28 protein-coding genes, 3 pseudogenes and 1 CRISPR repeat array are annotated in these 26,661 nt (G+C 62.8%); of the genes and pseudogenes, 11 read left to right on the forward strand and 20 right to left on the reverse strand.

Translation table 11 applies throughout. The features are described from left to right. Positions 1 to 5 precede the first annotated feature (5 nt). The 3 genes from V5B59_RS02465 (at position 6) to aceA (ending at position 6,166) form a co-directional block, all read left to right on the forward strand. On the forward strand, positions 6 to 1,313 hold the full coding sequence (locus V5B59_RS02465) for a DEAD/DEAH box helicase (protein ID WP_308240089.1): 1,308 nt from the start codon (positions 6 to 8) through the stop codon (positions 1,311 to 1,313). Next, entirely contained in the window at positions 1,216 to 4,623 is a 3,408-nt protein-coding gene (locus V5B59_RS02470; protein ID WP_308240091.1) for a UvrD-helicase domain-containing protein, read from the forward strand. The genes V5B59_RS02465 and V5B59_RS02470 overlap by 98 nt, the downstream gene beginning before the upstream one ends. 244 nt (positions 4,624 to 4,867) lie before the next feature. Continuing rightward, positions 4,868 to 6,166 carry an isocitrate lyase gene (gene aceA, locus V5B59_RS02475; protein WP_169070113.1) on the forward strand — a complete coding sequence of 433 codons (1,299 nt, stop codon included), beginning with the start codon at positions 4,868 to 4,870 and terminating at the stop codon, positions 6,164 to 6,166. A gap of 130 nt (positions 6,167 to 6,296) precedes the next feature. On the opposite strand, the gene V5B59_RS02480 is transcribed toward aceA, so the two are convergent. After that, positions 6,297 to 6,653 (reverse strand): Mth938-like domain-containing protein, encoded by a 357-nt coding sequence (locus V5B59_RS02480; RefSeq protein ID WP_034908547.1) that lies wholly within the window; start codon positions 6,651 to 6,653, stop codon positions 6,297 to 6,299. Between the two features lie 310 nt (positions 6,654 to 6,963). On the opposite strand from V5B59_RS02480, the gene V5B59_RS02485 reads away from it, so the two are divergent. Then, positions 6,964 to 8,094, forward strand: a complete 1,131-nt coding sequence (locus V5B59_RS02485) for an extracellular catalytic domain type 2 short-chain-length polyhydroxyalkanoate depolymerase (RefSeq protein WP_248594795.1) — start codon at positions 6,964 to 6,966, stop codon at positions 8,092 to 8,094. Between the two features lie 287 nt (positions 8,095 to 8,381). Here V5B59_RS02485 and V5B59_RS02490 read toward each other — a convergent pair whose 3' ends face one another. The 3 genes and pseudogenes from V5B59_RS02490 to V5B59_RS26070 form a co-directional block, all read right to left on the reverse strand. Beyond that, the gene (locus V5B59_RS02490; RefSeq protein ID WP_169070114.1) at positions 8,382 to 8,834 is read right to left on the reverse strand and encodes a CopD family protein; all 453 of its coding nucleotides are present in this window, start codon (positions 8,832 to 8,834) and stop codon (positions 8,382 to 8,384) included. A gap of 174 nt (positions 8,835 to 9,008) precedes the next feature. Next, the gene (locus V5B59_RS02495) at positions 9,009 to 9,227 is read right to left on the reverse strand and encodes a hypothetical protein (protein ID WP_169070099.1); all 219 of its coding nucleotides are present in this window, start codon (positions 9,225 to 9,227) and stop codon (positions 9,009 to 9,011) included. A 284-nt stretch (positions 9,228 to 9,511) separates the two neighbouring features. Next, positions 9,512 to 9,697, reverse strand: a pseudogene (locus V5B59_RS26070) (tetratricopeptide repeat protein); the annotation flags it as partial. Here V5B59_RS26070 and V5B59_RS02500 point away from each other — a divergent pair. Further along, positions 9,644 to 9,766 (forward strand): hypothetical protein, encoded by a 123-nt coding sequence (locus V5B59_RS02500; RefSeq protein ID WP_256435966.1) that lies wholly within the window; start codon positions 9,644 to 9,646, stop codon positions 9,764 to 9,766. The pseudogene V5B59_RS26070 and the gene V5B59_RS02500 overlap by 54 nt on opposite strands. A 48-nt stretch (positions 9,767 to 9,814) precedes the next feature. On the opposite strand, the pseudogene V5B59_RS26075 reads toward V5B59_RS02500, so the two are convergent. From V5B59_RS26075 to V5B59_RS02535, 8 genes and pseudogenes are all read right to left on the reverse strand, one after another. Further along, positions 9,815 to 10,003 (reverse strand): annotated as a pseudogene (locus tag V5B59_RS26075) (hypothetical protein); the annotation flags it as partial. Between the two features lie 102 nt (positions 10,004 to 10,105). Next, a complete protein-coding gene (locus V5B59_RS02510; protein ID WP_169070115.1) occupies positions 10,106 to 10,399 on the reverse strand; it encodes a hypothetical protein in 294 nt (97 codons plus the stop codon). Further along, positions 10,345 to 10,716: a toll/interleukin-1 receptor domain-containing protein gene (locus V5B59_RS26080; protein WP_372703584.1), complete on the reverse strand. Its 372-nt coding sequence runs from the start codon at positions 10,714 to 10,716 to the stop codon at positions 10,345 to 10,347. The genes V5B59_RS02510 and V5B59_RS26080 overlap by 55 nt, the downstream gene beginning before the upstream one ends. Before the next feature lie 118 nt (positions 10,717 to 10,834). Further along, positions 10,835 to 11,143 carry a helix-turn-helix domain-containing protein gene (locus V5B59_RS02515; protein ID WP_169070116.1) on the reverse strand — a complete coding sequence of 103 codons (309 nt, stop codon included), beginning with the start codon at positions 11,141 to 11,143 and terminating at the stop codon, positions 10,835 to 10,837. Between the two features lie 16 nt (positions 11,144 to 11,159). After that, positions 11,160 to 11,456 (reverse strand): DNA-binding protein, encoded by a 297-nt coding sequence (locus tag V5B59_RS02520; protein WP_169070117.1) that lies wholly within the window; start codon positions 11,454 to 11,456, stop codon positions 11,160 to 11,162. Positions 11,457 to 11,621: 165 nt separating this feature from the next. After that, a complete protein-coding gene (locus V5B59_RS02525; protein WP_169070118.1) occupies positions 11,622 to 12,026 on the reverse strand; it encodes a type II toxin-antitoxin system VapC family toxin in 405 nt (134 codons plus the stop codon). Then, on the reverse strand, positions 12,023 to 12,307 hold the full coding sequence (locus V5B59_RS02530; RefSeq protein WP_169070119.1) for an AbrB/MazE/SpoVT family DNA-binding domain-containing protein: 285 nt from the start codon (positions 12,305 to 12,307) through the stop codon (positions 12,023 to 12,025). Before V5B59_RS02530 ends, V5B59_RS02525 begins: the two co-directional genes overlap by 4 nt. 209 nt (positions 12,308 to 12,516) lie before the next feature. Further along, positions 12,517 to 13,821, reverse strand: a complete 1,305-nt coding sequence (locus V5B59_RS02535) for an IS701 family transposase (protein ID WP_246149239.1) — start codon at positions 13,819 to 13,821, stop codon at positions 12,517 to 12,519. A gap of 390 nt (positions 13,822 to 14,211) precedes the next feature. On the opposite strand from V5B59_RS02535, the gene V5B59_RS02540 reads away from it, so the two are divergent. After that, positions 14,212 to 14,937 carry an esterase/lipase family protein gene (locus tag V5B59_RS02540; protein ID WP_332351542.1) on the forward strand — a complete coding sequence of 242 codons (726 nt, stop codon included), beginning with the start codon at positions 14,212 to 14,214 and terminating at the stop codon, positions 14,935 to 14,937. Positions 14,938 to 14,998: 61 nt separating this feature from the next. On the opposite strand, the pseudogene V5B59_RS02545 reads toward V5B59_RS02540, so the two are convergent. Then, a pseudogene (locus V5B59_RS02545) lies at positions 14,999 to 15,366 on the reverse strand (IS110 family transposase); the annotation flags it as partial. Positions 15,367 to 15,990: 624 nt separating this feature from the next. On the opposite strand from V5B59_RS02545, the gene V5B59_RS02550 reads away from it, so the two are divergent. Further along, positions 15,991 to 16,239: an AbrB/MazE/SpoVT family DNA-binding domain-containing protein gene (locus V5B59_RS02550; RefSeq protein ID WP_332351543.1), complete on the forward strand. Its 249-nt coding sequence runs from the start codon at positions 15,991 to 15,993 to the stop codon at positions 16,237 to 16,239. Beyond that, entirely contained in the window at positions 16,240 to 16,683 is a 444-nt protein-coding gene (locus V5B59_RS02555) for a PIN domain-containing protein (RefSeq protein ID WP_332351544.1), read from the forward strand. Positions 16,684 to 17,240: 557 nt separating this feature from the next. On the opposite strand, the gene V5B59_RS02560 is transcribed toward V5B59_RS02555, so the two are convergent. Both V5B59_RS02560 and V5B59_RS02565 read right to left on the reverse strand, forming a co-directional pair. Beyond that, the gene (locus tag V5B59_RS02560) at positions 17,241 to 18,164 is read right to left on the reverse strand and encodes a hypothetical protein (protein ID WP_332351391.1); all 924 of its coding nucleotides are present in this window, start codon (positions 18,162 to 18,164) and stop codon (positions 17,241 to 17,243) included. Then, complete coding sequence (locus tag V5B59_RS02565; protein WP_034931510.1) at positions 18,161 to 18,583, reverse strand: hypothetical protein; 423 nt, start codon at positions 18,581 to 18,583, stop codon at positions 18,161 to 18,163. The genes V5B59_RS02560 and V5B59_RS02565 overlap by 4 nt, the downstream gene beginning before the upstream one ends. A gap of 165 nt (positions 18,584 to 18,748) precedes the next feature. Here V5B59_RS02565 and ltrA point away from each other — a divergent pair, with 165 nt between their 5' ends. The 3 genes from ltrA (at position 18,749) to V5B59_RS02580 (ending at position 21,611) form a co-directional block, all read left to right on the forward strand. Beyond that, entirely contained in the window at positions 18,749 to 20,086 is a 1,338-nt protein-coding gene (gene ltrA, locus V5B59_RS02570; protein ID WP_332351545.1) for a group II intron reverse transcriptase/maturase, read from the forward strand. Between the two features lie 350 nt (positions 20,087 to 20,436). Beyond that, the gene (locus V5B59_RS02575; RefSeq protein WP_332351546.1) at positions 20,437 to 21,264 is read left to right on the forward strand and encodes a PEP-CTERM sorting domain-containing protein; all 828 of its coding nucleotides are present in this window, start codon (positions 20,437 to 20,439) and stop codon (positions 21,262 to 21,264) included. Between the two features lie 188 nt (positions 21,265 to 21,452). Further along, the gene (locus tag V5B59_RS02580; protein WP_332351547.1) at positions 21,453 to 21,611 is read left to right on the forward strand and encodes a hypothetical protein; all 159 of its coding nucleotides are present in this window, start codon (positions 21,453 to 21,455) and stop codon (positions 21,609 to 21,611) included. 99 nt (positions 21,612 to 21,710) lie between these two features. Beyond that, a CRISPR array of direct repeats spans positions 21,711 to 22,775; the repeat unit is 28 nt; unit sequence GGCCTATCCCCGCTGGCGCGGGGGAAAC. A gap of 67 nt (positions 22,776 to 22,842) precedes the next feature. On the opposite strand, the gene cas2e is transcribed toward V5B59_RS02580, so the two are convergent. Genes cas2e through cas7e form a run of 5 tightly spaced genes read right to left on the reverse strand, consistent with a single transcriptional unit; the run spans position 22,843 to position 26,649 of the window. Then, a complete protein-coding gene (cas2e, locus tag V5B59_RS02585; protein ID WP_332351548.1) occupies positions 22,843 to 23,139 on the reverse strand; it encodes a type I-E CRISPR-associated endoribonuclease Cas2e in 297 nt (98 codons plus the stop codon). Further along, a complete protein-coding gene (cas1e, locus tag V5B59_RS02590; protein ID WP_169070658.1) occupies positions 23,111 to 24,004 on the reverse strand; it encodes a type I-E CRISPR-associated endonuclease Cas1e in 894 nt (297 codons plus the stop codon). The genes cas2e and cas1e overlap by 29 nt, the downstream gene beginning before the upstream one ends. Beyond that, on the reverse strand, positions 23,998 to 24,735 hold the full coding sequence (gene cas6e / locus V5B59_RS02595; RefSeq protein ID WP_169070659.1) for a type I-E CRISPR-associated protein Cas6/Cse3/CasE: 738 nt from the start codon (positions 24,733 to 24,735) through the stop codon (positions 23,998 to 24,000). Before cas6e ends, cas1e begins: the two co-directional genes overlap by 7 nt. After that, on the reverse strand, positions 24,732 to 25,445 hold the full coding sequence (gene cas5e / locus V5B59_RS02600) for a type I-E CRISPR-associated protein Cas5/CasD (protein WP_169070660.1): 714 nt from the start codon (positions 25,443 to 25,445) through the stop codon (positions 24,732 to 24,734). Before cas5e ends, cas6e begins: the two co-directional genes overlap by 4 nt. Before the next feature lies 1 nt (position 25,446). After that, positions 25,447 to 26,649, reverse strand: coding sequence for a type I-E CRISPR-associated protein Cas7/Cse4/CasC (gene cas7e, locus V5B59_RS02605; protein WP_332351549.1), 1,203 nt, complete (start codon positions 26,647 to 26,649; stop codon positions 25,447 to 25,449). Between the last annotated feature and the right edge of the window lie 12 nt (positions 26,650 to 26,661).

Raw genomic sequence — 26,661 nt, forward strand, 5'->3', positions numbered from 1 at the left:
GTATCATGCCGAACATGTGCAGCACTGCTGAAAACCCGCCGAGCCCCCTGCCCTTCCAACCCAACTGCCTGTCGATAGACCTTGAAGTCGGTCTGCGCAGCGGACGCATCCAGCAACTGGCGGCAGTACGCGGCGACACTGGCGAAACCGTCCGTTTCGATCGCGGCGACCTGGCGGCTGCGCTCGGTCACCTCGATGCACTCGCCGACGGTTGCCGCTTCCTGATTGGTCACAACTTCATTCACTTCGACCGGCCGCACCTCGCCGCGGCCGACCCTCGCCTGCGGCTGCTGGCTCTGCCGGTGATCGATACGCTGTGGCTCAATCCGCTGGCTTTCCCTCGCCACCCTTACCATCACCTCGTCAAGCATTACCAGGACGGCGGGCTCAAGCGCGGGCAGCTCAACGATCCGCTGCTCGACGCGCAACTGACGCTCGAACTGTTCCACGACCAGTATCAGGCGCTGCAGCAATGTCAGTGCGCAACACCCGAACTGATGCTCGCCTGGCACTGGCTGACGACGTTCGATCAGCGGCTTTCAGGAATCCACAGTTTTTTCACGACGCTGCGGCGCCAGCTTCGCCCCAGCGACGACGAAGCGCAGCAGGCAATCGCGCGCTTTCTCGACGGCAAGGGATGCCGGACGCAGGCCTTGCAAGTCACCGATGACGCGGCAGAGAGCCACTGGTCACTGGCTTACGCGCTCGCCTGGCTGTCCGTCGCTGGTGGCAACTCGGTGCTGCCGCCATGGGTGCGGCATCAGTTTCCCGGCGCCGGCGCACTGATCCGGCGCCTGCGCGACCTCGGCTGCGGGCAAGCCGATTGCCCCTGGTGCAGCAAGCACCATGACGCCGACAAGGAGCTGCAACGCTGGTTCGGCTTTGCCGGATTCCGGCCGGAACCGACCGGCACCGATGGGCGGCCGCTGCAGCAGAGCATCGTCGAAGCGGCGCTCTCCGGCGAACATCTGCTGGCGATCCTGCCGACCGGCACTGGCAAATCGCTGTGCTACCAGATTCCAGCGCTGTCGCGCTTCGAGAAGACCGGTGCGCTGACGGTGGTCATTTCGCCGCTGGTCGCCCTGATGGCCGACCAGGTCGCTGGACTACGGGCACGCGGCATCGATAGCTGCGTCGCCATCAACGGCCTGCTGTCGACAGGAAGCCTTCATCTGCGGCGGGCGGCGGGTGATCGCGGCGACCAACGCTTTCGGCATGGGAATCGACAAACCCGATGTTCGCCTGGTGATCCACGCCGACATTCCCGGCTCACTCGAAAACTATCTGCAGGAAGCCGGCCGCGCCGGCCGTGATCAGCAGGCGGCACGCTGCGTGCTGCTGTACACGCCGGAAGATGTCGAGCGCCAGTTCGGCATGTCGGCGCGCTCGCGGCTCAGTCGCAAGGAAATCCAGACGATTCTGCGCTCGCTGCGCCAACTCGATCGCAAGAAACGCAAGGACGGCGAGGTGATCGCCACGCCCGGCGAAATCCTCGCCGAAGACGAAAACGGCGGCTTCGAACGCGACAGCGCCACCGACGACACGCGCGTGCGCACTGCCGTGTGCTGGCTCGAGGAAGCCCGCCTGCTGACACGTGAGCAGAATCAGGTGCAGGTTTTCCCCTCGTCGTTGCGCGTCGGCTCGGTCGAGCAGGCGCGCCAGCGGCTGGCGCGCGCAGGACTGCAAGCGGAGTACCAGCGGCAGTTGCTGGCGCTGGTCGATGCGCTGATCGGCGCAGCGGCCGACGAGGGGCTATCGACCGACGAGTTGATGGGGGTCACCGGTCTGGGTCCGGAGAAGCTGCGCACCGCGCTGCACGATCTCGAACGTTTGGGGATCGCCAGCAACGACATGGCGCTGACCGCCTACCTGCAGGTCGGCGTCGAGAATCCGTCGTCGCAGCGCTTTGAAAAGGCGTCGCGACTCGAACTCGCACTGATCGACCTGTTGCGTGAACAGGCTCCTGATCTGGTGCGTGGCGAGTCGTCGCTTCTGCACCTGCGCCTGATGACTCAGCGTCTGAAGGATGACGGCCACGCCGGCGCCCTGCCGGCACGGCTGCGCCAATTGCTCACCGGCATTGCAGGTGACGGCCACAACGACGACGGCGGACTCGGGAGTATTGCTGTGCGTCGCATCGACGCCGAAATGATCTCGATCACTCTGCAGCGCGACTGGTCGGTACTCGCGAAGACTGCACAGCTACGGCGTACCGCCGCCGGCCATCTGCTCGGGCATATGATCGCCAGTCTGCCGGCCGGCGCACGCGGCGCCGACCAGCTCGCCGAAACGACACTGGGTCGGCTGCTCGCCACACTCGAAGCCGACCTGCTGCTCAAGTCGGAAGTCAGGGAGACCTCGCGGCTGCTCGACCGCGCACTGCTCTGGCTGCACGAACAGGAAGTGATTCGCCTCAACAAGGGGCTGGCAGTGTTCCGCCCGGCAATGACCATCCACCTCGAACCCGACTGGAAACGGCAGTTTCGCCAGTCCGACTTCGCTCCGCTGAAACTGCATTACGACGAACAGGTGATACAGATTCACGTCATGGCCGAGTATGTCCAGCGCGGCCTGCAGACGATGGCCGATGCGCTGCGCCTGACGGTCGATTACTTCCGCCTGCCGCGCGACGAGTTCATGCAACGCTGGCTGCCTGACCGCGAACAGGAACTGGCACGGCAGACGACACCGGAATCCTGGCGCCGGATCGTCGAGGCGCTCGCCAACCCGGTGCAGCAGGGGATCGTCACCGACGATCGTGAGAACGCCAATGTACTGGTCCTTGCTGGCCCCGGATCGGGCAAGACGCGCGTGTTGGTACACCGCATCGCCTACCTCGTTCGCGTTCGCCGCGAGAACCCGCGCGGCATTCTGGCTCTGGCGTACAACCGCCACGCCGCGGCGCAGATCCGACAACGCCTCGCTTATCTGATCGGCGATGAGGCGCATCTGGTCAACGTCCTCACCTGCGATGCGCTGGCCATGCGGCTGGTCGGTGCGAGCTTCGCCGGACGCGACCGGCGCCTCGGTGACGAAAATTTCGCGGCAGCGATCGACGACGTTCGCAGGCAGGCGATTGGCCTGCTCAAGGGAGACGAACTGCCGCCGGAGCAGGCCGACGAAGAGGCCGAGAAGCGGCGCGACCGGCTGCTCGGCAGTTTTCGCTGGATCCTCGTCGACGAGTACCAGGACATCGGGCCGCAGCAATATGAACTGATCGGCGCGCTGGCCGGGCGCAGTCTGCGCGACGAGGACACACGCCTGAATCTCTTCGCGGTCGGTGACGATGACCAGAACATCTATGCCTTCAATGGCGCCTCGGTCGAATTCATCCGTCGCTTCGAAAGCGACTATGCGGCACGCGCCGTGCATCTGGTGGACAACTACCGCGCCACGGCACATCTGATCGACGTTGCCAATCGCCTCATCGCGCCGGCGGCGAACCGCATGAAAGAGGCGCAGCCGATCCGCATTGATCGCGCGCGACGCCAGCAGCCGCCCGGCGGCGACTGGGCAAAGATCGACCCGGTCAGCAAGGGCCGTGTCCAGATCCTACCGGTCGGCAGCGATGCTCGCACCCAGGCAATGGCCGTTCTCGGCGAGTTGCAGCGTCTGGCCAGCCTGACGGTGAACTGGGACTGGGCACGCTGCGCGGTGATCGCCCGCGAATGGAAATGGCTGCAGCCAATGCGCAGCTTCTGCGAAATGCATGGCATTGCGGTGCAGATGGCGAGTGAAGCAAATGCGCAGTTCTGGCGCCAGCGCGACACACAAAGGCTGCTCACCTGGCTGCACGACGATGCACGCCGCCTGATCAACGCTCCGGCCATCACCACCTGGCTGGCCGAACTACCCGACAGTCCGGTGCACGCGCTGCTCGACGCAGCGGTGAATGAATACGGCCACGAGACCGGTGACGCCGAACTACCGCGTGAACACTTCATCGAATGGCTTGCCGAATGGGGACGCGAAGCGCGGCGCCGGCAGAGCGGCTTGCTGCTGCTGACCGCGCACCGCGCCAAGGGTCTCGAATTTGATCATGTCGCGGTGCTCGATGGGGGCTGGAAACCGCCAGAAGACCGTTGCAACGCCAGCGAAGATCCGCAAGCCGAGCGCCGGCTGTACTACGTGTCAATGACCCGCGCCCGGCAAACGCTGCTGCTGGCACGCCTCGATCGCGGTAAGCACCTCATCGACGAACTGCCGGAGTCCGCCTCGCTGTTGCGCCGTACGGCCAGCGAACTGCCGGCACCGGCAGCCGAATTGTCCTGGCGCTATCAGCAACTCCACCCCGGCGAAGTAGACCTCGGCTTTGCCGGTCGACAGTGGCCCAGCCATCCGGTCCACCGGGGAATCGCCGCGCTGACGCCCGGTGCGGTGTTGCATCTGCGGCAGGAAGACCGGCGCTGGCTACTGTACGATGCGCAAGGCACACAGGTCGGGAAACTTGCCGCAAGTTACACCCCACCAGCCGGGATGGACTGCGTCGCGGCATGCGTGGCGGCGATCCTCGTCCGCTACCGGAGCGACAGCGAGCCCGAATATCTCGACCGGATTCGCTGCGAGCAATGGGAAGTCGTCCTCCCGGAACTGGTCTTCGCGCCGGCAAGACGGCAGGCGTAGGCTGTGGGCATTTCACTCAAAACAATTTCCTTTCGCAATGCGGAAACGGGCCTGCAAGCCACTGTTTCACTAGACTAAAAAATATCTCTTATGTCTTATATAAGACTGTTGCCGACAAACGAAAAGCCATTTATACTGGCATGCCATTGGTTGCCCCCAATTGGTGCCTGGAATGCTCCCCGGACCCATTTTGGTGCATCACCATTGTCGCCACGGCACTTGATCATTTTTCGTGAGGAAGAACATGAGTACTAAAGAGCAGCAGATCGCCGAACTGGAAAAAGACTGGGCAGAAAACCCCCGCTGGAAGGGAATCAAGCGCGGCTACTCAGCCGCTGATGTCGTCCGCCTGCGTGGTTCTTTCCCGATTGAATATACCGTCGCCCGTCGCGGCGCCGAGAAGCTCTGGAATCTGGTCAATAACGAACCCTACGTCAACTGCCTGGGTGCGCTCACCGGCGGCCAGGCGATGCAGCAGGTCAAGGCCGGCATCAAGGCGATCTATCTGTCGGGCTGGCAGGTTGCCGCCGACAACAACTCCTACGCCGCGATGTACCCCGACCAGTCGCTGTATCCGGTCGATTCGGTGCCGAAGGTGGTTGAGCGCATCAACAACTCGTTCCGTCGCGCCGACGAAATCCAGTACTCCAAGGACATCAACCCCGGCGACAAGGGCTACATCGACTACTTCGCGCCGATCGTCGCTGACGCCGAGGCCGGCTTCGGTGGCGTGCTCAACGCTTTCGAACTGATGAAGGCGATGATCCGTGCCGGTGCGGCCGGTGTGCACTGGGAAGACCAGCTCGCTTCGGTCAAGAAATGCGGCCACATGGGTGGCAAGGTGCTGGTGCCGACGCAGGAAGCCGTGCAGAAACTGATCGCCGCCCGCTTTGCTGCCGACGTCTGCGGCGTGCCGACGCTGGTCATCGCCCGTACCGACGCCGAAGCCGCCGACCTGCTGACCTCCGATTGCGACGCCAACGACACGCCTTTCGTTACTGGCGAACGCACCTCGGAAGGTTTCTACAAGACGAAGAAAGGTCTCGATCAGGCGATCTCGCGCGCCGTTGCCTACGCCGAATACGCCGACCTGGTGTGGTGCGAAACCGGCACGCCGGATCTCGAATTCGCCCGCAAGTTCGCTGAAGCCGTGCGTGCCAAGCATCCCGGCAAGATGCTGGCCTACAACTGCTCGCCGTCGTTCAACTGGAAGAAGAACCTCGACGATGCGACGATTGCCAGGTTCCAGAAGGAACTCGGCGCGATGGGCTACAAGTACCAGTTCATCACCCTCGCCGGCATCCACAACATGTGGTATCACATGTTCGACCTGGCGCAGGACTACGTCGCCCGCGGCATGACCGCCTACGTCGAAAAAGTCCAGGAACCGGAATTCGCCGCTCGCGACCGTGGCTACAGCTTTGTCTCGCACCAGCAGGAAGTCGGTACCGGCTACTTCGACGAAGTCACCACCGTGATCCAGGGCGGTACCTCGTCGGTGACCGCGCTGACCGGTTCGACAGAAGAAGAGCAGTTCCACTGACGGTCATGACCGTTTCCCTCTCCCCCGACCCCTCCCCCGCGAGGGGGAGGGGAGATTCCTGAGTCGCGCACATTAAGCGATCCGGCAGAACCCGAAAGCCGCGCCTTGGCGCGGCTTTTTTGTGCCCGATTCAACAGGTCACGTGAAACAGCCCGACGGTTCCACTTTTGGACTGATTGTAGGTCCTGATCGCTTCCGGTGTCGGCTGCAGGATGACGCGGCAGTGATGATCGGCGAAGAATGCCGCCGCTTCCGGCGAGAGCTGCACGTTGCCATACTGCCCGGCGCCCAGCACCAAGGTGTCGCAGCCCTTTTCATAGACGTACTCTGCTTCGTCGCGTGAAATGGTGTGCGAGGTGCCGAAATACTGCTTCGAGAGCTTCTTCTTGCGCTTCTCCACCGCACCCGACAGGCGAATCACCACGTCGTACGCATAGATGGTGCCATCGATGCTGATGCTGCCAAATTCCGTGTGGTCGATCTTCATGAGCGTTCTCCGGGTAGCAGGGCGTTTTGTTAAAAGGTGGTCCTGAATGCCCGCCATCGTCGACGGTTTCCCTCCAGTTCCGTAACCCATTTATGGTACCTCAACCCGGTTCTCCGTCAGCAATCCGGGCATCATCGGCTTGCAGGGCCGGGTGCGCTTCTGATTCCATGACAGTCTGCATCTCGAAGCCGTCCAGGCGTCCCAACGTGATCGCATTTCTCAGATGTGACCCTGGCCTCATTTGCCCCCATTTGCCCCTCTTTGAATCACACCCGCGTAACCCATTCCAGCGGCACGGCGATCTGCTAGCATGTACTCTCCCGATGTTCATCATCGCCACCTGCTGCAACACGCCATGACCATGATCACCTCCGCTTTCCTGCGCCGCCTTGCCGTCGCCGTTCTCCTGATGCTCGGCCTGCCGACCGTCATCGCGGCACCGCCACTGCCGGGTGTCAGCGCCGAACTGCCGGCACTGGCCGCCGACCTGCGCGAACTGACGGTCTCCGGCGTTTCTTCGGGCGCTTACATGGCGGTACAGTTCCAGGTCGCGTATTCGCAACTGGTGCGTGGTGCCGGCATCATTGCCGGCGGACCGTATGACTGCGCCAAAGGTTCGATCCTGCGTGCGCTCAGCCGCTGCATGTCGCCGTCCTCCTGGGCAGAACTGCCGTCGGTCGCCGAACTGCGGGCACACGCCGAGGCACTGGCGCGCGCCGGCCACATCGATTCCCTCGAACATCTGCGCGACGACCGTGTCTGGCTGCTCTCCGGCGGCAAGGATGAGACCGTGCATACCGCAGTCGTCGAGCGGCTGGCGGCTTTCTACGCCGAGTGGCTACCGCCGGCAGCGATTCGTTTCGTCCAGGTCCCCGAAGCCACGCACGCGATGATCTCGGTCGCCGATCGCGAGGCCAATCCCTGCAGCAGCATGCAGGCGCCGTTCATCAACCGTTGTGGCAATCTCGACGCCGCCGGTGAAATGCTCGCCCAGATGCTCGGTCCACTGCAAGCGACAGACGGAACAGCGCGTGGCGAAGTCCTGAGTTTCGATCAACGGCCTTTTGTCGACGGCCAGGCGATCGATGCGGGACTCGCCGACGAGGCGTACGTCTATGTGCCGCAGGCCTGCCGCAGCACGCTCTGCCGGGTACATGTCGCTTTTCACGGCTGTCGCCAGAGCGCCACGCAGATCGGGCGACGCTTCGTCGATGGCGCCGGTTACAACGCCTGGGCAGACAACAACCGCATCATCGTGCTCTACCCGCAGACCGTACCACGCCGCGGCCTCGCCTTCGGGTCCTGGAAATGGGTATACAACCCCTTGGGCTGTTGGGACTGGTGGGGCTATTCCGGCAGTGCTTACGCGACCCGTGACGGCCTGCAGATCGCTGCCGTGCGCGCCATGCTCAAACGCCTGGCAGCGCCGCGCCAGCGTTGACGGGACCCAGGTTTGGGGCATGACCAACACCGCAAGAACGAAAACCAGGGCGCGAGCGCCGGGCTGACGCCAAGAGCCGTCAAGGCGGGACGACTCTGCGCGGCGGCCGTCGCCCGGCTCAACGTGGCCCCCAGCCTGGGCGGCGACGAAGCTCGCGTCTTCTGGAGATTTGATCCACATCAGCAGGCGGCAAGGCAGATTCCTGGCGCGTGCCGATGCGCGCGCTCCAGGAATTCCCGGTGCCGGTTCTGGCGCCGATCAAGGGCGGCGTGTGGCGCACCGTGTGCCTAGGATCGAGAAAAGACGGCGATGGCCACCGTGCACAGCGCGAGCAGCAGATTGACGCCCACCAACTGGCGTATGGAATTCAGGGTTGCCGCCGCCATTGGCCAGGCGGCCGCGTCGCAATGCAATCGCAATCCGGGATAAACGATGCCGTAGGCGAAGGCGAAAACACCGGCCATGGTCAGACCAAGACCGGCCATGAGGTGCCAGCCAAGCGGTGCCGACTGGAAGCCGGTTTGGGCAAGCATCGTGAAGCCGCTGACCAGGACCAGGGTCACGGCATAGGCGGCGACCCGGAAAAAGCGCTTGAGCGTGGCGACCCAGAGGGGCAAACGTTGTGGTGGGTCAAGAACCTGGGCGGCGGCGGGACGAAGACAGAAGTAGGCGAAAAACATTCCGCCCACCCAGGCGATGACGCCAAAGAAATGCACAAGGACCAGGACGGATCGGAACATGTCGTCGAGTCTCTATCAGAACCTGCGGGCGGCCTCTCTCCGGACGGAAGCCGCGTTGCGCGCCGGCGAGAGAGAGGAAGAGCCGCAGAGCCTAACATGGATCGGGGTCGACCGAGCGAACGAGAAAAGACCGGTCGGTCGACGGTCCGGGCGGGCGCTGGCCCCGGCACGGGCTCAGCGCCCGGCGGCGGCCAGGCGGTCGAGCAGCAGCAGGATTTCGGCGGAAAGGCTGTAGTCGAGTCCCGGCGCGTCGGCGAGCGACGCGCTGCGCTCGCCGGCGACGACGGCTTGCAGCGCGGTGACGAAGGGCGGCAGCCAGGCGGGTGGGTCGGGCAGGCCGGCGAGTTGCGCGAGCCGCGCGTTGGCGGTAGTGGTTTTAACAGCGAGCAGCAAATGAGCAATTTCGGCAGCCCACTTTCCACCGTGGGTGTCTCTCTCGCCTCCGTCGCGGCGGTAAGCGAGGTACGCGTCGCGTGCCTGAAGGTCGGCAGCTCCATCCGCGTCAGCGCGGCAGCCATTTCGCCTCCGTCGCGGCGGTAGGCGAGGTACGCGTCGCGTGCCTGAAGGTGTGCTTGGCGTGCCTCGCTGGCGCGCCTGTCGTCGTTCTCGATGTTGGCAAGAATGGCCCAGCTTGTCCACGGCTCGACGGCGTGGCCGAGGCCGCGCTTGCACTCGATCGCGCGTTCGATCTCGTAACGCGCTTCCTTACGGCGGCCGAGGCGGCGTAGCGTCTCGGCGAGATTATTGCGTGTGGCGCCTTCGCCAGCCACATCGCGTAGCGCGACAAAACGCTCAGCCGCCTGCCGGAAGTGGGTGACGCCGTCTTCGTGAAGGCCAAGGACTTTGGTGTAGAGAACGCCCAACTGATTCAAGGTCTTCGCCTGCAAGGCGACGCCATTGTCATCGTGCTGCTGTACGCTGATCGCCAGTGACTGGCGGTACGCGTCTTCGGCGGCCTCACCATTGCTGGCTTCCTGGTGGACGATCCCGATTTCATGCCAGGAGTTGGCTACCGACCCCGCTTCGCCGAGTGCCGTGAAGCGCTCGCGCGCCTCGCTCCACGCGGCGAGCGCTTCCGGGAAGCGGCGTTGCCGCAGCCGAACGGTGCCTAATTGGCTCTTGTTGACAGCGACGTCACGTTTGGCGTGCCGTTGTTCGGCGAGGGAAATCGCCTGTTCATAAGCCTGCGCCGCTTCGTCAAAGCATCCGAGGTTGGTAAGGCAGTTGGCCCGCTTCGAGCAGCACCATCAAGTTCGGCAGCTCCATCCGCGTCAGCGCGGCAGCCATTTCGCTTTTCCGGTGCTGCTCGCGGACCAGGAACCCGGCATACTGCCCATCGCCGTGGTCCAGCGCTCCGCGAGCGCCGCGCGCGCCGCCGGTTCCAGTTGCGCGGCGAGATACAGGCATAGCGCCAGGTTCAGGCTGAGATGATTGTACGCTTCGGCGGTGGCCAGCCCGCTGGCGACCAGCGCTTCGCCAAAGGCCTGCACCTCGGCCGGCTGCCAGCCGGTCATGTCCCGCAACACGCTGAGGTCGACCGCGCCATGGAAGACGCCGAGCACCAACGCGCGTTCGCGTAGCGCCGGCGGCAGCCGGCGCAGCGACAGTTTCGACGCTGGCGAGCAGCGAGTGCTCGCGTTGCCCTGGGAAGCGCCGCTCCATGGCTTTGATCAGTTCGACCAGCTGGCGAGACGAGCACCAGCACGCCCGACGAGCGGTCGATCGCGGCGCGGATCATCGATTCGAGCGGGTCGCCGCCGTGAAACGTGCGCGAGTCGATCGTCAGCGACGTGTCGAGCTCGGCCAGCGCCCTGCGCAACTGGCGGACGATGCCGTCGTCGCCGCTGCTGTGCGAGAGGAAGTAGGTCGGGGAAGATATCAGCGTCGAAGGCCTGTTGGCGGGACGAGCCTCCGGCGAGAGTCAGAGCTCGTTCAAAAAATGGTTGGCCGCACGAGCATCGCGCCCGGCGGCACATGAGTAAGACGGCCTGCGGCGAAGCTCACGCTTCGCTCAACTCCTGCGACAACTCAGGATGTTTGACGATCAGGCGCAACAGGCACAACACCGCGCCCGGCGGCGCAAAGCGTCCTTGTTCCCAGTCGCGCAGCGTCGCCACCGGGGTTCCGATGCGCTCGGCGAATGCCGCTTGCGACAGGCCGGACTGCTTCCGCGCCTGGCGGACCAGAATTTGTTCGCGCGTCGTAACCCGCCCCATCCCGTCCCTCGCCTCGGCAAGCGCCTGCCACAGGTCCGGCAGCGCTTCACCGGCATCGGCCTCGATAGCCGTCGCCACCTTGTCAACGTCCATTCCCGTACTCTCCATCTCACACCACCTTGTCGATTTCGGCGGGCAGCATGTTGCTACGTTCCGCCTTGCCATACGCCGCCACCAGCAGCACGACTTCCCGCGCACTCAGATTGAAGTAGATCACCCGCACCCCGCCAGACTTGCCAGATCCGGCACGGCTCCAGCGAACCTTGCGCGCGCCATCCGCACCAGGGATCACGTCCCCGGCGAGCGGATTCGCGGCAATCCAGTCGATGAAGTCCAGTCGCTCGTCTTCTGACCACAGCTTCGCGGCCTGTCTCTGGAATGTCGGGGTTTCGATCACCGTGCGCATGTCTTGAACTCTACGGGTTTCCCGTAGCATGTCAAGGCAGGCCTCCAGCTGCGAAGGATCAAGAGTCGATCGTCAGCGACGTATCCAGTCCTGGCCGAAGCAGCGGCGGCCAGTGATGGCGACCGCCAACGCTCCTTTGACCCACCCATCGGGCTTGCCCGGCGCTCAGCTTGCCCAGTTCTCGACCTGCAACCCCGGGATGCGCGAAAAATCCGCCGGGTTGGCCGTAATCAGCGTCGCCTGCACGGCCAGTGCGTGTGCGCCGATCAGCTTGTCCAGCGCATTGCGCGTGCGTTGCGGGTCGGCCAGGCGAACGGCGGCGTAAGCGCGCGCGGCGGCGGCATCGAAGGGCAGCACCACGAGGTCGTTGAGCACCGCGTCGAGGGCCGCACGACGCGCTGCGCCGTCGCCGCCTGCCACGATGACGCCGAATTCGAGTTCCGCCAGGCTGATCGCCGAGAGCAGCAAGTCGCCGAAATAGCACTCGCTCAAATGCCTGGCAAGCGCCGGATTCCCCTGCATGGCATGGATGCAGATGCTCGTGTCGAGCAGGTAACGCACCGCTTTCATCCCGGCTCGCCATTTCCGGCTTTGGCGGCGCCCCATGTTCCCCAATCGCGCTCAAGCTCCTCGCCCGCATCGGGACGTTGGCCATCCGGAAACCATCCCAATGCGCCCATCGCCGAAAAGCTGTCAGCCAGGCCGGTGAGCCGGCGCAACGCCGGCCGGATCAGCAAGTCCCCTCCGGGCGTCGCTTCGATCTCGACCTCCTTCACTCCCGGTGGCAATTGCAGCTCCACCGGAATGCGCACCGCTTGCGAATTCCCGCTTTTGAACACCCGTGTCCGCATTCGTCGCTCCTGTATATACCGTGCGCACATGGTACTCCTTTGCCAGGATGAGTATTCCTGCGATCGAAATTGGGGTTCCCTTTGCTCGATTCGGACGGGTCAAAGAGGAAGCTCTGCCCGTCGTGCAGCAGGCGGCCCCAGGCAGCGGGCTGTTCTCAGGGCCAGCAAAACAAGCCACTGCGGTAGTTGTTCGGAATCTTAATTCTACATTAACAGATTCTAATGGCATTTTTGGGTGCTGGCGGCTGCCTTCGGTAGGCGCTGTCGCGGGCGCTTTGTCGCCGTGCATGACGCTCGGCGATGATTCGCACGAGGTCTTCGCGACCGTGAATCTTCACCGGGAGCTGCGCCACGAGCATGTCGACGACATCGGCACAGGACAGTAACTCGGCGTAGGGTGAGTGTTGCCGCCGCTCCTTGACGAGAAAGAGTAGTGCAACGCAGACGAGCGCCATGTGGTTGTACCAAGCCCGCCACTTGCGTACCTGGTAGTCGGCCATCCCACAGCAACCTTTCGCATTCTCGAAGGCGCGCTCGATGAAGTGGCGCTGTGCCTGCATGCGTGCCAGCTCGCGAAGTGGCGTGTCGGGCGCCGCGTTGGAGAGCATGAACTTCACCTCCTTGCCATCGCGGCGTGCCAGGAGATGCCATTGGCGGGCCTGTGCGCTGTTCGGATGACTGATCCACACGCGGGTATGGGCAAACATCGCGCGCACTTCACCCTTCTCCCCGTCGCGCAGGATCACCGGGTGCCACTCCTTTCGTTTCAGGCGCGCGGCCCATTCGCGGGCTTCCCAGGCCGGTACCCACGCCTTTCCCGGATCGGTAAAGTAAAACTGCTGGTCGCTGTGCACCTCGGTGGCGAATACCTCACCTGCATCGTCCCAATCAAACAGCAGCCAAGTCGCGTGGCCATAGAGGCCGTCGGCACCGATGAAGCCAAAGCGCACCCCGGCGGCTCGTGCCCGCTTGACCATCTCGGCAGCCATCTGCGGCTTAGTCCGAAAGACCCGTGCCGATTCCGGAATCCCCGCTTCCTGGCAACGCTTGGCGTCTTCAACCCAACGCTCTGGAAGGAACAATTCGAAGTCGATGATCGCCGCCTGCGACCCTCGTGCCAAGGCGGCATACACTCCAACCTGCGAGTTCTCGACCTTACCCAGGCGACCGTTGTACTGCCTGGCCACGCCCGCTGAATGGTCGCCCTTCTTTTGGACCCCAGACTCATCGAGCAACAGTCCCGTCTCTGGCCCACCGATCCACTCGTCCGCTTGTCGCGCCGTCTCCCGACGCACATTCTCAAAGTCCCATGCAGCATCGCTCAACAGGTGGTGGAGGCTGTAATACTCGGTCTCCGCCACCGTCTCGCTCATCTGTTCCAGGTTCGCACGAGGGCTTTGAAAAAGGCCCCGCAAGTACTGTTCAGCTTGCTCGGCCGTGCTTCGCGTTTTACTGCGGAAACACTCCCGGAACGACTGAAAATGGCTGGTCAGATTCTCGCAGCAGCTGGCCACCGCACGCCCGATCCCAAATAAATAAATTTGGCGATTTCATCGTCATACTCCTTATGTGGTAGAGCATTAGATATGTAGCTCAATAGCCTGTATTTCAACCATTTTAGAAATGTGGCAAAGTAGAATTAATTCCCGGAAATCGCCTTAGGTCCGCGACAGCAATGAGTTGTGCCGCGCTCTGATTTTCAAGGTCGAGGGGCAGACTACGGTTCAGATCGACGACTGGCTCAGAGAGGCCAATGCGCTGATCTCGCTGGAACAGCGGCATCTTTCGACCGGCGACCCTCGCCAACGGCGGCGGACGGGTTTGAACGAGGAGCGGCGGCGTGCGATGATGGCAGCGCGGCGCGAGAGAGACGGCGCCGGCCGATTTTCGCGACCGGAAACCCTGTGGGAGAGAAGAACATCACGACCAAGTCATCCGCTGCCGGGGATCCCTGCGCCGACCTCGACGCCTCGGCGCCGTCGCATGCCGACGAGGCGGTCATCCTGGTGCACGGATTGTGGACGCCGGCGACGGTCTTTCTGCCGCACGCGCATTGGCTCAAGCAACGCGGCTATACGGTACGGCGTTTCGCCTACCCCAGCGTGCGCACCACGCTGTCCGACAATGCGCAGGCGCTGGAACGTTTCCTGGCGACGACCGAGGCGCCCGCGATCCATCTCGTCGGCCACAGCCTGGGCGGACTGATCATCCTCGAAATGCTGGCCAAGCTGGCAGACCCGCGCCTGTGCCGGGTGGTGCTGCTCGGCACGCCTTGCCTCGACAGCCACTGCGCGCGACGCCTGGCGGCGCTGGCGGGAATGCCGGCGCTGCTGGGCCGATCGATCATGGAAAGCCTGTCGCGCGCCCGCTTCGCGACCATCGCGCCGCAGTCGCCGGTCGAGATCGGCGTGCTGGCCGGCACGCGCAGCATCGGCCTCGGTCGTGTGGTGCTCGATCTGCCGCGTCCCAACGACGGCGTGGTGACTCTCGACGAAACCCGCTTGCCCGGCGCCGCCGACTTCATCGCGCTGCCGCTGGCGCACTCGGAAATGCTCGCCTCGCGCCGCTGCGCGGCGCAGATCGTCGCGTTCCTGGAAAGCGGCCGTTTTCTGCATGAACCGACGCCTTAATGTGCAAGAAGCCACCTGGAAGGCGAACGAAGGCCTGACCGCCAGCGGTCATGACGATGAGCTGGCGTGAAATCACCCGGAGTTCACGCAGTTTGGCCGGCGGCACGAAGGATCCACGCAGCAGACCGGCACGCGTCAGGGTCGCGAGCCACTGGGCGTCGCCGACATCGCTCTTGCACCCAGGCACCTGCCTGACGTGGCGGGCATTGACCACTTTCGCCCGGAGTAGATGCCCGTGCTTTCCAGGACCACTTCGTCGGGATTCAGCGCCGCCGCCCAAGCCGCCAGCGCCCGCCGGTCCTTTTTGAAGGCCCCCAATTGATGCTGCTCGATGCGTGTCTCGCCATCCGCTTCCTCAAGGATCGCGCATGCCGTGATCTGCGCCTGATGAACGTCAAGCCCGATAACTCGTTCTGGAGTACGAGTCAATTCAGCGGGGCACGTTAGCTTGCGGGGTCAAACCGCCAATATGTTGCGCAACCTCTTCCCACCGCTTCCCAACTCGAATCTTCTTTCATCATCCGGGGTGGCCGCAACTGCAATGACCGTTAATGTGAAAGTCGCGAGCGACTCTCAAATCTCCCCTCCCCCCTCGCGGGGGCGAAGGCGGGGTTTCGCGGAGCACTGCTCCGCGCCGCCGCAGCCGGCCCGCGATGCAGCGCGGGCCGTGGGAGGGCTCGGGGGGTGAGATGGGGAATTCGCAGAGCATGCTCTGCGCCCATCGAACGATTCCGGCGTGCAAGCCGGAATGCGCCCTGCAAGGGAGGGAAACGGTCATGACTTTCATGATCGGGGGTGCCTGGAAAAGTTATGACCGTTAGCACAACAAGGGAAGCGGCGATCTGGGGGGAGCAAGCACTCGCCGCATGCGATTTGGGGAGCGCCCGCTCCTCGGGCAGCCAGCGCTGCCAGTTGGCAAATCGGTCGGTGACCCAGCGGGCTGTCAGAGGAAAGCACACGCGCCCGAGCAGCGCTGACCATGTCGACCCGCGCCCGGGTGTGCGGTATGATTTCCCGATTTCCGGCGTGCCGGATTGATAGAGGACGGTTCTCATGGAGTTGATCAAGCTCGGCAAGAAGGGCCAGGTATCGATTCCCCGATCGATACTGAAAAAGCTCGGACTCGAAGGCGATATCGCACTGCTGGTGGACACCACCGGTGACGGCGCCATCGTGCTGCGTCCTGCGGCGGTATATCCCGTCGAAATCTACAGCGACGAGCGCATCCGCGAGTTCGACGAGTCCGACCGCATGGATCCCGCCACCGCCGCTCGGCTCGCGCGCACTATCGGGAAGAACTAGTTGCGGCTTTTCCTCGATGCCAACGTTCTCTTCTCCGCCGCCCACAACCGACAGGGCAACGCCCGTGCGCTGTTTCGCCTGGTGTCGGGGCGCGGCATCACGCTCGTCGCGTCGTCCTACGCGGTGGAAGAAGCCGTCCGCAACATCCACCTCAAATTTCCTGAGTACGCGGCGGAACTCGCCTCACTTCTCGAAGGATTGGTCCTCGGCCCCGAACCCGCACCGGCTCTGGTCAGCGCGGCCAGGGATTGCGCACTGCCGGAGAAGGACGTTCCCATCCTCGCCGCCGCAATCGCCGCCCGGGTGGACATTCTGGTGACTGGCGACCGCAGGCATTTTGGCCTGCTCTACCGCAGGTCCGTACACGATGTGCTGATCCTCACGCCTGCCGACGCGCTCAGCCGTGCGCTGGACGCTGTCTCGCCCGAAGGCTCAGGGAGGTAGTGCAGAAACAAGACCCCGCAATCGCTCAGATCCCCGCGCGAAGTGAATGGTTCAGAAACAAGGCCTGACCGTTCGCAGTAACAGCAGCAAGTCTAGCGGGTTTAAGTCCCGTCTGGGGAGTTGTCCGTACGCCCCGGTAGCATGAGGAAGCGGCGCCGTGGCGACACGGGGTCGTGAGTTTCCAACAGCAAGAGAGCAGGCCGTAACGCAAGTGAACCTATGAGTAGCCTCGTAAATTATGTGGAGGAGCCGACCCTGTGGTCAGAAGGGGAAGGCCGTTGGATGGGCGCTGGAATAACGGAAGTGGCGTCAATCGACTCCCGGGGTAGCAGGGATGGCATGTTCTTGAAGACTTACTGCCCAGTGCTGGAGGCCCGTCTGCGGAGGTGGGGAGACCACCGACTGCTGCGTATAAGGCAACGAAAGCGCAGCGGCTGCAGGCGGGAGTCGGAGGGGTTCATAGTACCGTCTGAGTTCGTGGGACAACATAACCCCGGACGAGGGAAGGGACCCTACTTTGGGGTGCGAACGAAAGTGTTGGACGGGGAGTCTCGGTTTTAAGCCGCTCTGCGTAGAGGCTCCGCCCAGCGCTTTTCCCAATAGGTTTCCCACAGCTGGTTATGTCGCATGACACGCAGGTTGATCATGGCTTGAGCCATGTCCGCACGCCACCAAGCCCCTGGGCGCTTGAGGCGGGCCTGCACGAGGTAGCGATGAGAACTCTCGACCTCGCCAGAGCCGACGGGCAGATTCAGCGCAAGTGCGCGGGGGTAGTCCAACTGGTCGAGTCGGTTGGAGAAATAGCGCCAGGCGACGCGCACCGGAGCCTGCGGGTCATCGACCGATGCAGGTTCGAGGTGCAGTTTCATCTCTGCAACCACCTCGCGGGCCTGTCCCAGCAGGAATCGCGCCTTCTGGGAGGCCACCCAATCCTGGGCAGAATCCGGCGCGCAGACCTTGCTGGCTGGGGTCAGATATTCGCAGACGTGGAACAAGTCGACCAGGAAGGTCCCCTGAGTACCGAACAGTTCCTCGATTTGGCTGCTTATCCAAGCCGCCCCGTCGCCAACACAGTGAACCTGGGTCTTGGGGCCAAATCCCAGCGCATCGACCAGCCGCTTCAGGATGGCCCCCGCTTCCCGGGGACCCTCCATCGTCACGCCGGCCTTGGGAACGGCCTCGCCCTGCCGCTGTGCGATACAGACCTTCGCTTCTCGCCAGTGCGTGCGCTTCCCCTTGCGGGCGTCCGCAGCGCCCTCCACGGTCTCGACAAGGGGCACCATTCCGCCGTCCGTCTCCACAATCAGCCTCTTCGCGGTGTTCGATGGGCCCGCCACCGGCAGGCAATCTGCCTCCGTTAATTCACAGGCCACCCGTTCGGTGAGCGTCCGGGGCGCACTGACCGCCAAGTCAACACCGTAGTGCTCCTTGATTTTTGCCGCAACCTGTCCAAAGGGAAGGTCGGCGCCCAAGTCCGTCACGGCGCGCTCCAGTGGCAGAGAATGGCTCCGGCAACGGACACCGGCAGCTTCTGAAAAAGGACGAAGCAGCCGGTTTGTTTCTTTGTGGAGAAAGCATTCCTCCTCCACCATGACCGAGCCGTATGTCGTATACCAGAGAACTTTTTTTTCGCGTGTACCACGACCGGCTCAGCGGCCCGCACCTCGGCTGTCACCGCCTCAGCAACCTGCTCGGCCCATCCCGTCAGAATCTCCTGGCCCGTCCCGCGGAGAATTTCTATCACGCGGCGCTCGGCTTCATCGGCCCGACGCAGATCCCCTTCGGCGTTCTCCACCAACTCCAGCATCTCTAGCACTTTCGCCAGTATCTTTGGATTAGCCTCCAAACGGGCCACCAAGTCTCTGGAATCGCAAGGTTCGATGTGGGAAATCTTAGGCATGGCTTCTCTCCGTGGATGGGTTCCCTACTCTATCGCAACTCTCCGCTAATTTCCTTACGTTTGCTCACGTCGCTGACAATTATCAGAGCGGGACTCGCCCAACACTTTCGTTCGCACCCCCTACTTTGTTCGTGCAACCGAAGAGCGGAGGATCGAGGGATTGCCATGTCGCTAACCACCCCGGACACGATCAGGACGCTACAGAGGAAGCTGTATGCCAAGGCCAAGCAAGAACCAGCCTATCGCTTTTACGCGCTTTACGACAAGCTCTACCGGGAAGACATCCTCAGTCATGCCTGGCGGCTTGTCCGGTCGAACCGAGGCAGTCCCGGTATGGATGGGATCAGCTTCGAGGCCATCGAGAGCGGAATCGGGGTAGAGACGTTTCTGCGGGACCTGGCCCGTGATCTGAAAGACAAGACCTACCGCGCCCAGCCGGTAAGGCGCGTCATGATTCCCAAAGCGGATGGCAGTCAGCGCCCGCTTGGGATACCGACGCTCCGCGATCGGGTCGCACAAATGGCGGTGAAACTCATCATCGAACCGATCTTTGAAGCCGACTTCTGTGAGCACTCGTACGGATTCCGGCCCAGGAGGTCGGCCCACGATGCCGTGGATGACATCGCCCACACGTTATGGGCCGGCTACACTCAAGTCATAGACGCCGATCTATCAAAGTACTTCGATAGCATTCCGCATGCCAAGCTACTGGCCGTGGTGGCCGAGCGTGTTGTCGATGGGGGGATTCTGCACCTCATCAAGCAATGGCTCAAAGCCCCGGTCATCGGCGAAGACGACAACGGAGTGAAGAAGACCGTAGGTGGTGGAAAAGCCAATCGCAAAGGCACGCCGCAGGGCGGCGTGATCTCCCCGCTCTTGGCCAACTGCTACCTGCATATTCTCGACCGAATATGGCAACGGCAGCACCTGAAGGGCAAGCTATCCGCACATCTCGTGCGTTACGCGGACGACTTTGTCATCCTGTGCCGAAAAGAGGTAGAGGAACCGCTGAAAGTGGTGCGTCATGTCCTGGACCGTCTGGACCTCAGCCTCAACGAGACGAAGACCCACATCGTGGACGCCACCCAAGCAAGCTTCAACTTCCTGGGTTTCACGATTCAGATGAGTCGAGGGGCCAAGACTGGAAAACCGTACCCGAATGTCCGGCCAGCAGACAAATCGCTGAAGAAAATCAAGGCGAGGCTGACGGAACTCACGGGCCGGAAACTGACCCCCATCCCCTTGAGAGATATCGTGGGAAACGTCAACCGCAGCCTGCGAGGCTGGGCAAACTACTTCCACTATCGAAACTCAAGTCTGGCGATGAGCAAAGTCAGATACCACGCGGAAGACCGGTTGCGAACCCATTTGATGAAGCGTCATCAGGTGAAGGACCGAGGAACTGGTTTCCGCCGGTTTCCAAGTGCTCATCTCTACGGGCGCTACGGGCTATACAAAGTTCCTACGAAGGCGGGCTGGAACTCGGCGCATGCCGTGGCGTGAAGAGCATCGGAAAGCCGTGTGCGGGAAAATCGCATGCACGGTTTGATGAGGGAGGGCAGGCGAAAGCCTGTCCTCTACTCTACCCGCCTGCAACCGCGTGCGCGACCGGCGACCCTGTGGGAGAGAAGAACATCACGACCGAGTCATCCGCTGCCGGGGACCCCGAAGCCGCCGAGTTACCCTGTCGGTTTTCTTTACAGCAACCGGTGAGCGATGCACAAGCAGTCCTGCAACAGACTGTTTCAATGCATTTGTGTGTTCCTGGCTGGGATCTTGCTTATGGTTCCAGTTCGCATTCCGCGAGCCAGCGACCTTGCCGCCGAATTGTTTCCAGCAAGAGGAGAGTGATGATGAACGCAATCTACAAATCTGCTGGCGCGGTCGCCGCCTTGCTATTGGCACCGTCAGCAGGCGCCGCGCTGATGACTTACGAGGCGGTTGGTGCCGATCCCACTGCGATTACCACCACACGCGATGCCTTCCGCGCGGCTGTCGGAGGCGGCAACGTCGCCGTGGCAAATGGTTCTTTCGGCGGTCTCCGCCGCGAGATCAACTGGGATGGCGTACCTGACACGTTCGCCGACCCCAACCTCCTGCCCGGGAACTTCTTCAATGCCAACTCACCCCGCGGAGCGGAGTTCAGCACGCCGGGGACAGGTTTCCTGGTCAGCGCCAACGCTGGCGGGGCTCCGGTGCTCTTCGGGTTCCCGAACGATTTCCAGGCTTTCAGCGCGCAACGGCTGTTTACAGCGGTCAATAGCAACATTACCGACGTGACGTTCTTTGTCCCGGGGACGGCGATCGCTGCCACGACGAGCGCATTCGCTGCGATCTTTGTCGATGTCGAAGTGGCCGGCCTGACCAAAATGGAGTTCTTCGATCCGAGCAATTCGCTGATTTTTTCGCGAAACGTCCTGGCGGGGGCCAACCAGGGTTTGAGCTTCTTGGGCGCTATTGCCGATGCCGGCGAGAAGATCGCCCGGGTCCGGCTGACCTCCGGGCTGAACACCATCACCGCCAACGGTGCGCTCGGCAACGCGTCCGACGATGTCGTCGTGATGGACGATTTCCTTTATGCCGAACCGACTGCCGTTCCGGAGCCGTCGAGTCTGGTGCTGGCCGGCCTGGGTCTGCTTTGCAGCCTGGGATGGATTCGGCGTCGCCGGCCGGAGGCCTGACTCAATACAACTGCACGTTGTTTCAGCAAACGGGTAGAGGCGGCATAGGAATTGCCAGTACGCCAAATGAATCCTTCATAACATAGGCTGAATTTGGAACTGCTGGGTGTGGCACCGATCGTCGCCCACGCAGTCGAAAAGCCCTGCCTGCAGCCGCTGCCGGCCGTTTTGCCACCCGTCTGTCCGGGGTGGTCGAGCTGTACTACGAATGCCCGCGGGCGCCCACCACCGTTCGTCTGGTCCATGTGGTGACGCCCAATGGCCGGGTTCCTATCGTGATGACCTCGCTCCTCGACATCGTCGCTTTCACCGCTGCCGCGTTTGCGGCCTTGTATTACAGCCGCTGACGGATCGACATTTTCGCCCACAAAGTGTCCAGATTGGTCCCTATCCCCCGCTGGCGCGGGGGAAACGCTCTGGCGTCCAACCCATAGCCTCGCCCACCGGGCCTATCCCCGCTGGCGCGGGGGAAACACCGCGTGTCCGGACAAGCCGCGGGAGGAGACAGGCCTATCCCCGCTGGCGCGGGGGAAACTGACTAGGAGTTTTGCTCATGCGTGCCAATAAGGGCCTATCCCCGCTGGCGCGGGGGAAACGCTGTCACGGTCGTGTGGTATAGCCATTCTCCGGGCCTATCCCCGCTGGCGCGGGGGAAACTTTGCTGATGCGCCTCCCGGTAAACAGTCAGCGGGCCTATCCCCGCTGGCGCGGGGGAAACGAGGCAAAGGACAGGTCGGGATCTCTCGATTTGGGCCTATCCCCGCTGGCGCGGGGGAAACGAAAACAGCGCTATTGGCGTGAAGATCTGCGCGGGCCTATCCCCGCTGGCGCGGGGGAAACAATGACCTTGACGCAGGCCAGCACGGTCGATACGGCCTATCCCCGCTGGCGCGGGGGAAACCCGAATACTACTTCTGCGCCTAGATCGCGCAGGGGCCTATCCCCGCTGGCGCGGGGGAAACCTTTCGTATAGGTGACTCTCCAGGTAACAAGAGGGCCTATCCCCGCTGGCGCGGGGGAAACAAGGTAATGGTGGCCAGCAGTTGGGTAGTCAGAGGCCTATCCCCGCTGGCGCGGGGGAAACCTCTCGTATAGTGGCCTCTCCAGGTAACGATAGGGCCTATCCCCGCTGGCGCGGGGGAAACCATGAGGAGCACATCCAGACCACGGTGCCGATGGGCCTATCCCCGCTGGCGCGGGGGAAACCTCCGATCAAAGCCATTGCCTCACCTATGCGTGGGCCTATCCCCGCTGGCGCGGGGGAAACACCAGAACAGCGTCTTTGACTTCCGCTACCGAGGGCCTATCCCCGCTGGCGCGGGGGAAACGAATTCCCCCTTTGAAGCGGCCTACGCCGCGAGGGCCTATCCCCGCTGGCGCGGGGGAAACAGGAGCATCGGCCCTTCCCCCGTCAGCAGCCAGGGCCTATCCCCGCTGGCGCGGGGGAAACGGCGGCCGGGGTGGCCAAGCAGGTTGCCGCCCAGGCCTATCCCCGCTGGCGCGGGGGAAACTCTTGTAGGTAACCCTATGAACCACAGGAAGAAATAATAACTTCGATTCACGTTGTTAAAAATCGTTTTATACCATTCGCCTCACCAGCCACAGGCCGTCAACCTCGACAAGTTCCTTCGGCGGCTCCCCCAGCGTCTTGATTCCGACGCCACCGGTTTCATTCAGATCCCGCCATACGACGACGACGCTACCCTGCGGTTCTGCAGAATACCAGTCCGACAAGGTGTCCCATACGCGCCCCCTGACTGCCGGGCTCATACGCGGCGAGATGTAGACGGTTGGCGCGACTTCCAGCATCACTGACGCCAGGAAGCCACGGTATCGGTATGCCACATCACGCGTCACTATGACTACCAGTGCCATCGTTTTCCTCCGTCCGTAGCACCAGCTTGATCTTGTCGATCATGCTGGCGATGACATCCTGTTTGCGAAACACGGTGGACGCCTCGCGGCGAACAAGGCGATCGATGGTGGTTTCGTCGCCATTGATGGATTTCTTTGCTGCCGTGAAGGCGATTGGAAGGGTCACCGTTTCCCTGAAGAGGTCGGCGATGTCGAGCACGAACGCCTGCCCTGAATCCTCATGGATGAAGCCGAGTTGAGGAATCGCCGCCAGCGCCTGCACGGCGATGGCTGCGGCTCCCTGCACGGCCGTGGCCGCGTGATTGATTCCCTGATTCGGCATGTCCGCCGCTCCGGGGTCGCCCCGGTCGTAGTGCCTTCCTTCCCAGGGGATGCCGTATTTTTCGGCCATCAGGCGATAGATCGCCTTGACCCTGGCACCTTCGATCCCACGCAAGGTATCCAGATCGCGGTGCGGCAGAACTTCTCCCAGACGCAGCGCGTACATGTGCCGAGCAATGCTGATGCGTCGGCGCGGGTTACCCCAAAGTTCCGCCTGACGCCTGGCCACGTCCGAGCGATCGGGCAACAACGGTGGCGCGGTGTAGGTTCGCACTCCATCCTGCCCCACTGCGGCCATCAGGGTTCCATGGCGCGCGAGCAAGCGAAGCGCATCGTGGGTGACGCTGCTTCCCGGCCCGAGCAGGATCATCGACACGGCCTGATGCGGCACCTGCAGGATGTAGGGAGTCAGCGAGTCCTTGCCAGCCATGAAATGCAGGCAGCCATCGATGACGCAGAGTTCTCCGCGCTCCAGCCAGATCAGGCCGTGCCGGTCGGCATGCGGAACACGGGCCGTTTCCAGACCGAGTCGTCCCTTCAGCATGACCCGGCGGGCCTGAGTAGCAACATGCCAAAACCGAAAGCCCGGTGCCGGCCGACCCCTCTTTCCAGCAGACGGTTGAAAGCTGGCGCGTCTCCGACCTGCAAGTGACCCTTGAAAACGACATCCGGCCCGGCGTTGTTGGTCGTTTTCCGCTTGCCGTTGTCGCTGCTTCCCGCTTTACGCAGGACACGCGTGAGCCGGAAGGAGTCGAGGTGGGCTTCAACAATCTGCGCTGCGCCATCAAGCCCAAACTGCTTCTCCAGCCAGTCTTTGTAGATGACGGTGCGCTGGGCAATGCTGCCGTTGCCAGCGATTTGTCCGGTGTCGACCGTGCCCTCCACGGCATGCAGATAGGCATCCCTCTCTCGCCCATCCTTGCCGCGCACCACCGGACGAATCCGTGCCTCGAAACCCAGACACTGCCCTGCCCGCCAGGCGTTAGGAAACGGGCGGGCATCCAGATGATTCAACCCCAGCGCCCGAGCTACGTCCGGCGGTGCGAGGCTGGCATTCATGCGCAGCATCCCCAGGTCGGCCGAGGTGTAAGCCAGCAGACCTTGCCGCCCGCCCAGATAATGGAACGGCTTTGGCGCCAGGTCGCCAAAAGCTGCGCTGAGCAAGGCATGCAAGGCATAGCCGTAATCGCCATCCGGCGACAGCAGCCGATGGCGAGTCGCCCAGGGAGCCAAGGCCGTGGGGTCCGGCTGCAGACGCAATAGCTGCAAGCTCATGTCGGCGATCCCGGCAAAGCGAAGCTGCCTTCGCGCACTGGCCGCCAACCGCCATGGACGCCGCTCCTCCAGTTGCGCTCGTCGCACAGATCCAGAGGGCGGTCGCCGGCAAGGGTGCCCTCGCCATCCGGCCACTGCATCCGCAGGTGCCTGGCCTTGTCGGGCAATTGCGCCGTTTGCAAGGCAGCGAGCACGTTCTCGGCTTCGTGCCAGCCAGCGAAGACGCGCCGGCTGGGCAGGCAGCTCTTGCGGCCAATGAAAAGCGGGCGGGCAGGATGGTCGAGGGCCTGTGCCAGATCATCAAGCGTCGGGGATTCGGCAGCAGGCTCAAGGCGCAGGGCGACGAGGACATTCAGGCTGGCGTGGTAGTCGCGGTAGCGCAGATGAGGCGACTTGTAGGACTCTGCCCCTCCGCGACGTTCCTCGGCCATTCCCCAGGTTGTCCAGCCCTTGTCATCCTTGCTCAGTTGCGCGGTCTGAAAATCGGTCAGACGCTGAATCTCACGATCCAGGCGTGCGCCCACCAGCAAACGGGCCTGTAAACGATCGTGCAATTCGCTTTCTTCCCGCCGATAGCCCAGGGCATTTGCCAACAGACCCGTGACCATGGACAGCGCGGGAAAGTCGCGAATCACACCGTAGTTGTCGATGGTCTCGCCGCCAAAGGCCATCAACGGTGCCTCCAGACGCATCAAGAGATGACGAGGCATTTCAGCACGCCCCTTGTTCGATGATTTCCTTTACCCAATCCGCCAGATGGCCCAGGTTCAGCCGCTCGGCGCCGGGGACTTGCACCTCCTGGTCAACGGCAAGAAAACGGCGTGACAAGGGCGCTCCATACGCGTCGTCCATGGCGCCGATTTCCCTGGTCAGCCGATCGATGGTCCGCTGGCGAATGGTGCCCTCCTTTCCATCGAGCGGCAGCGCATCATGGAAGGCGCCGGCCAGACTACGGGGCTGCCAGTCGCCGGCTTCAATCAGCATGAACTTGGCCCAGTCGAAAGGCGCGGTGGAGCCGCGCTTGGCGCCGGGGCTGACCGTGGCGATCAGGTGCAGCAAATGCTGTACGACCCGCCCGGCAAGAGCGCGACGCTCGGCTGGGGTGCCCGAGGCAAAGCAATCCTTGAAATCCTCGCCCTCCAGGTTCTGGACGAGTTGCGGCACATCGACCACGACATAGCCGTAGTACAGACCGGAGGCGAGTTCGGTGTCGAAGATGCCGGCCGACCCCAGTTCCCCGGCGTCCTGCAACAGATCGTCCACCACCGTGAAATAGTCGTTTTCCACCTGTGCCTGGTGGACGGTGAAAGCATGCGCGACGTAGACGGCCGCCTCGCGACTGGTCAACACGTCGGACGTCACCATGCGACCGAACAAGGCGGATTCGAGGCCACTACCGTGCTTCATGGCCTCGATATTTTTCTTTTCGTCTTTGCCCTTCAGCCATAGGGCAATCGTTTCCTTGAGCATTTTTTCGTCCACATTACCACTCGCAAGTTCGACGCACCGTTGGACGAGATAGTCGATTTCAGGCTTGCCCAGCAAGACTGCCTGGCCGGTTTTCAAAGCATCTTCCCCCTTCTTTTCCTTGCCTCCCTTGTTCAGTAGACCAGCATCCCGCATGGCTTCGGCTGCGGCCTGAGCCATGACCGCCGAAACACCGCTTTCCTGAATCCGTTTTCTGATCAATTCGAGCGTGCCACGCGAGCGAATCGCCATCGGTACGTCCAGACGAGACAGGGCGAACTGGTCTTCCACTACCCGCCAATGTCGCTTCAGGCACTGCGAAGAGATGCGGGTACGGACGGCGTTGCCCAATGGTAATCGTTTGGCAAGTCCTGCATCGTCACGATTGAGCAGTGCGGCCGGGTAGGTGTGCAGGGTATGAATCTGGATGAAACGCGGGGTCGACATGGTCAGGCTCCA

Source organism: Candidatus Accumulibacter contiguus (assembly GCF_036625285.1).
Lineage (GTDB): Bacteria > Pseudomonadota > Gammaproteobacteria > Burkholderiales > Rhodocyclaceae > Accumulibacter > Accumulibacter contiguus.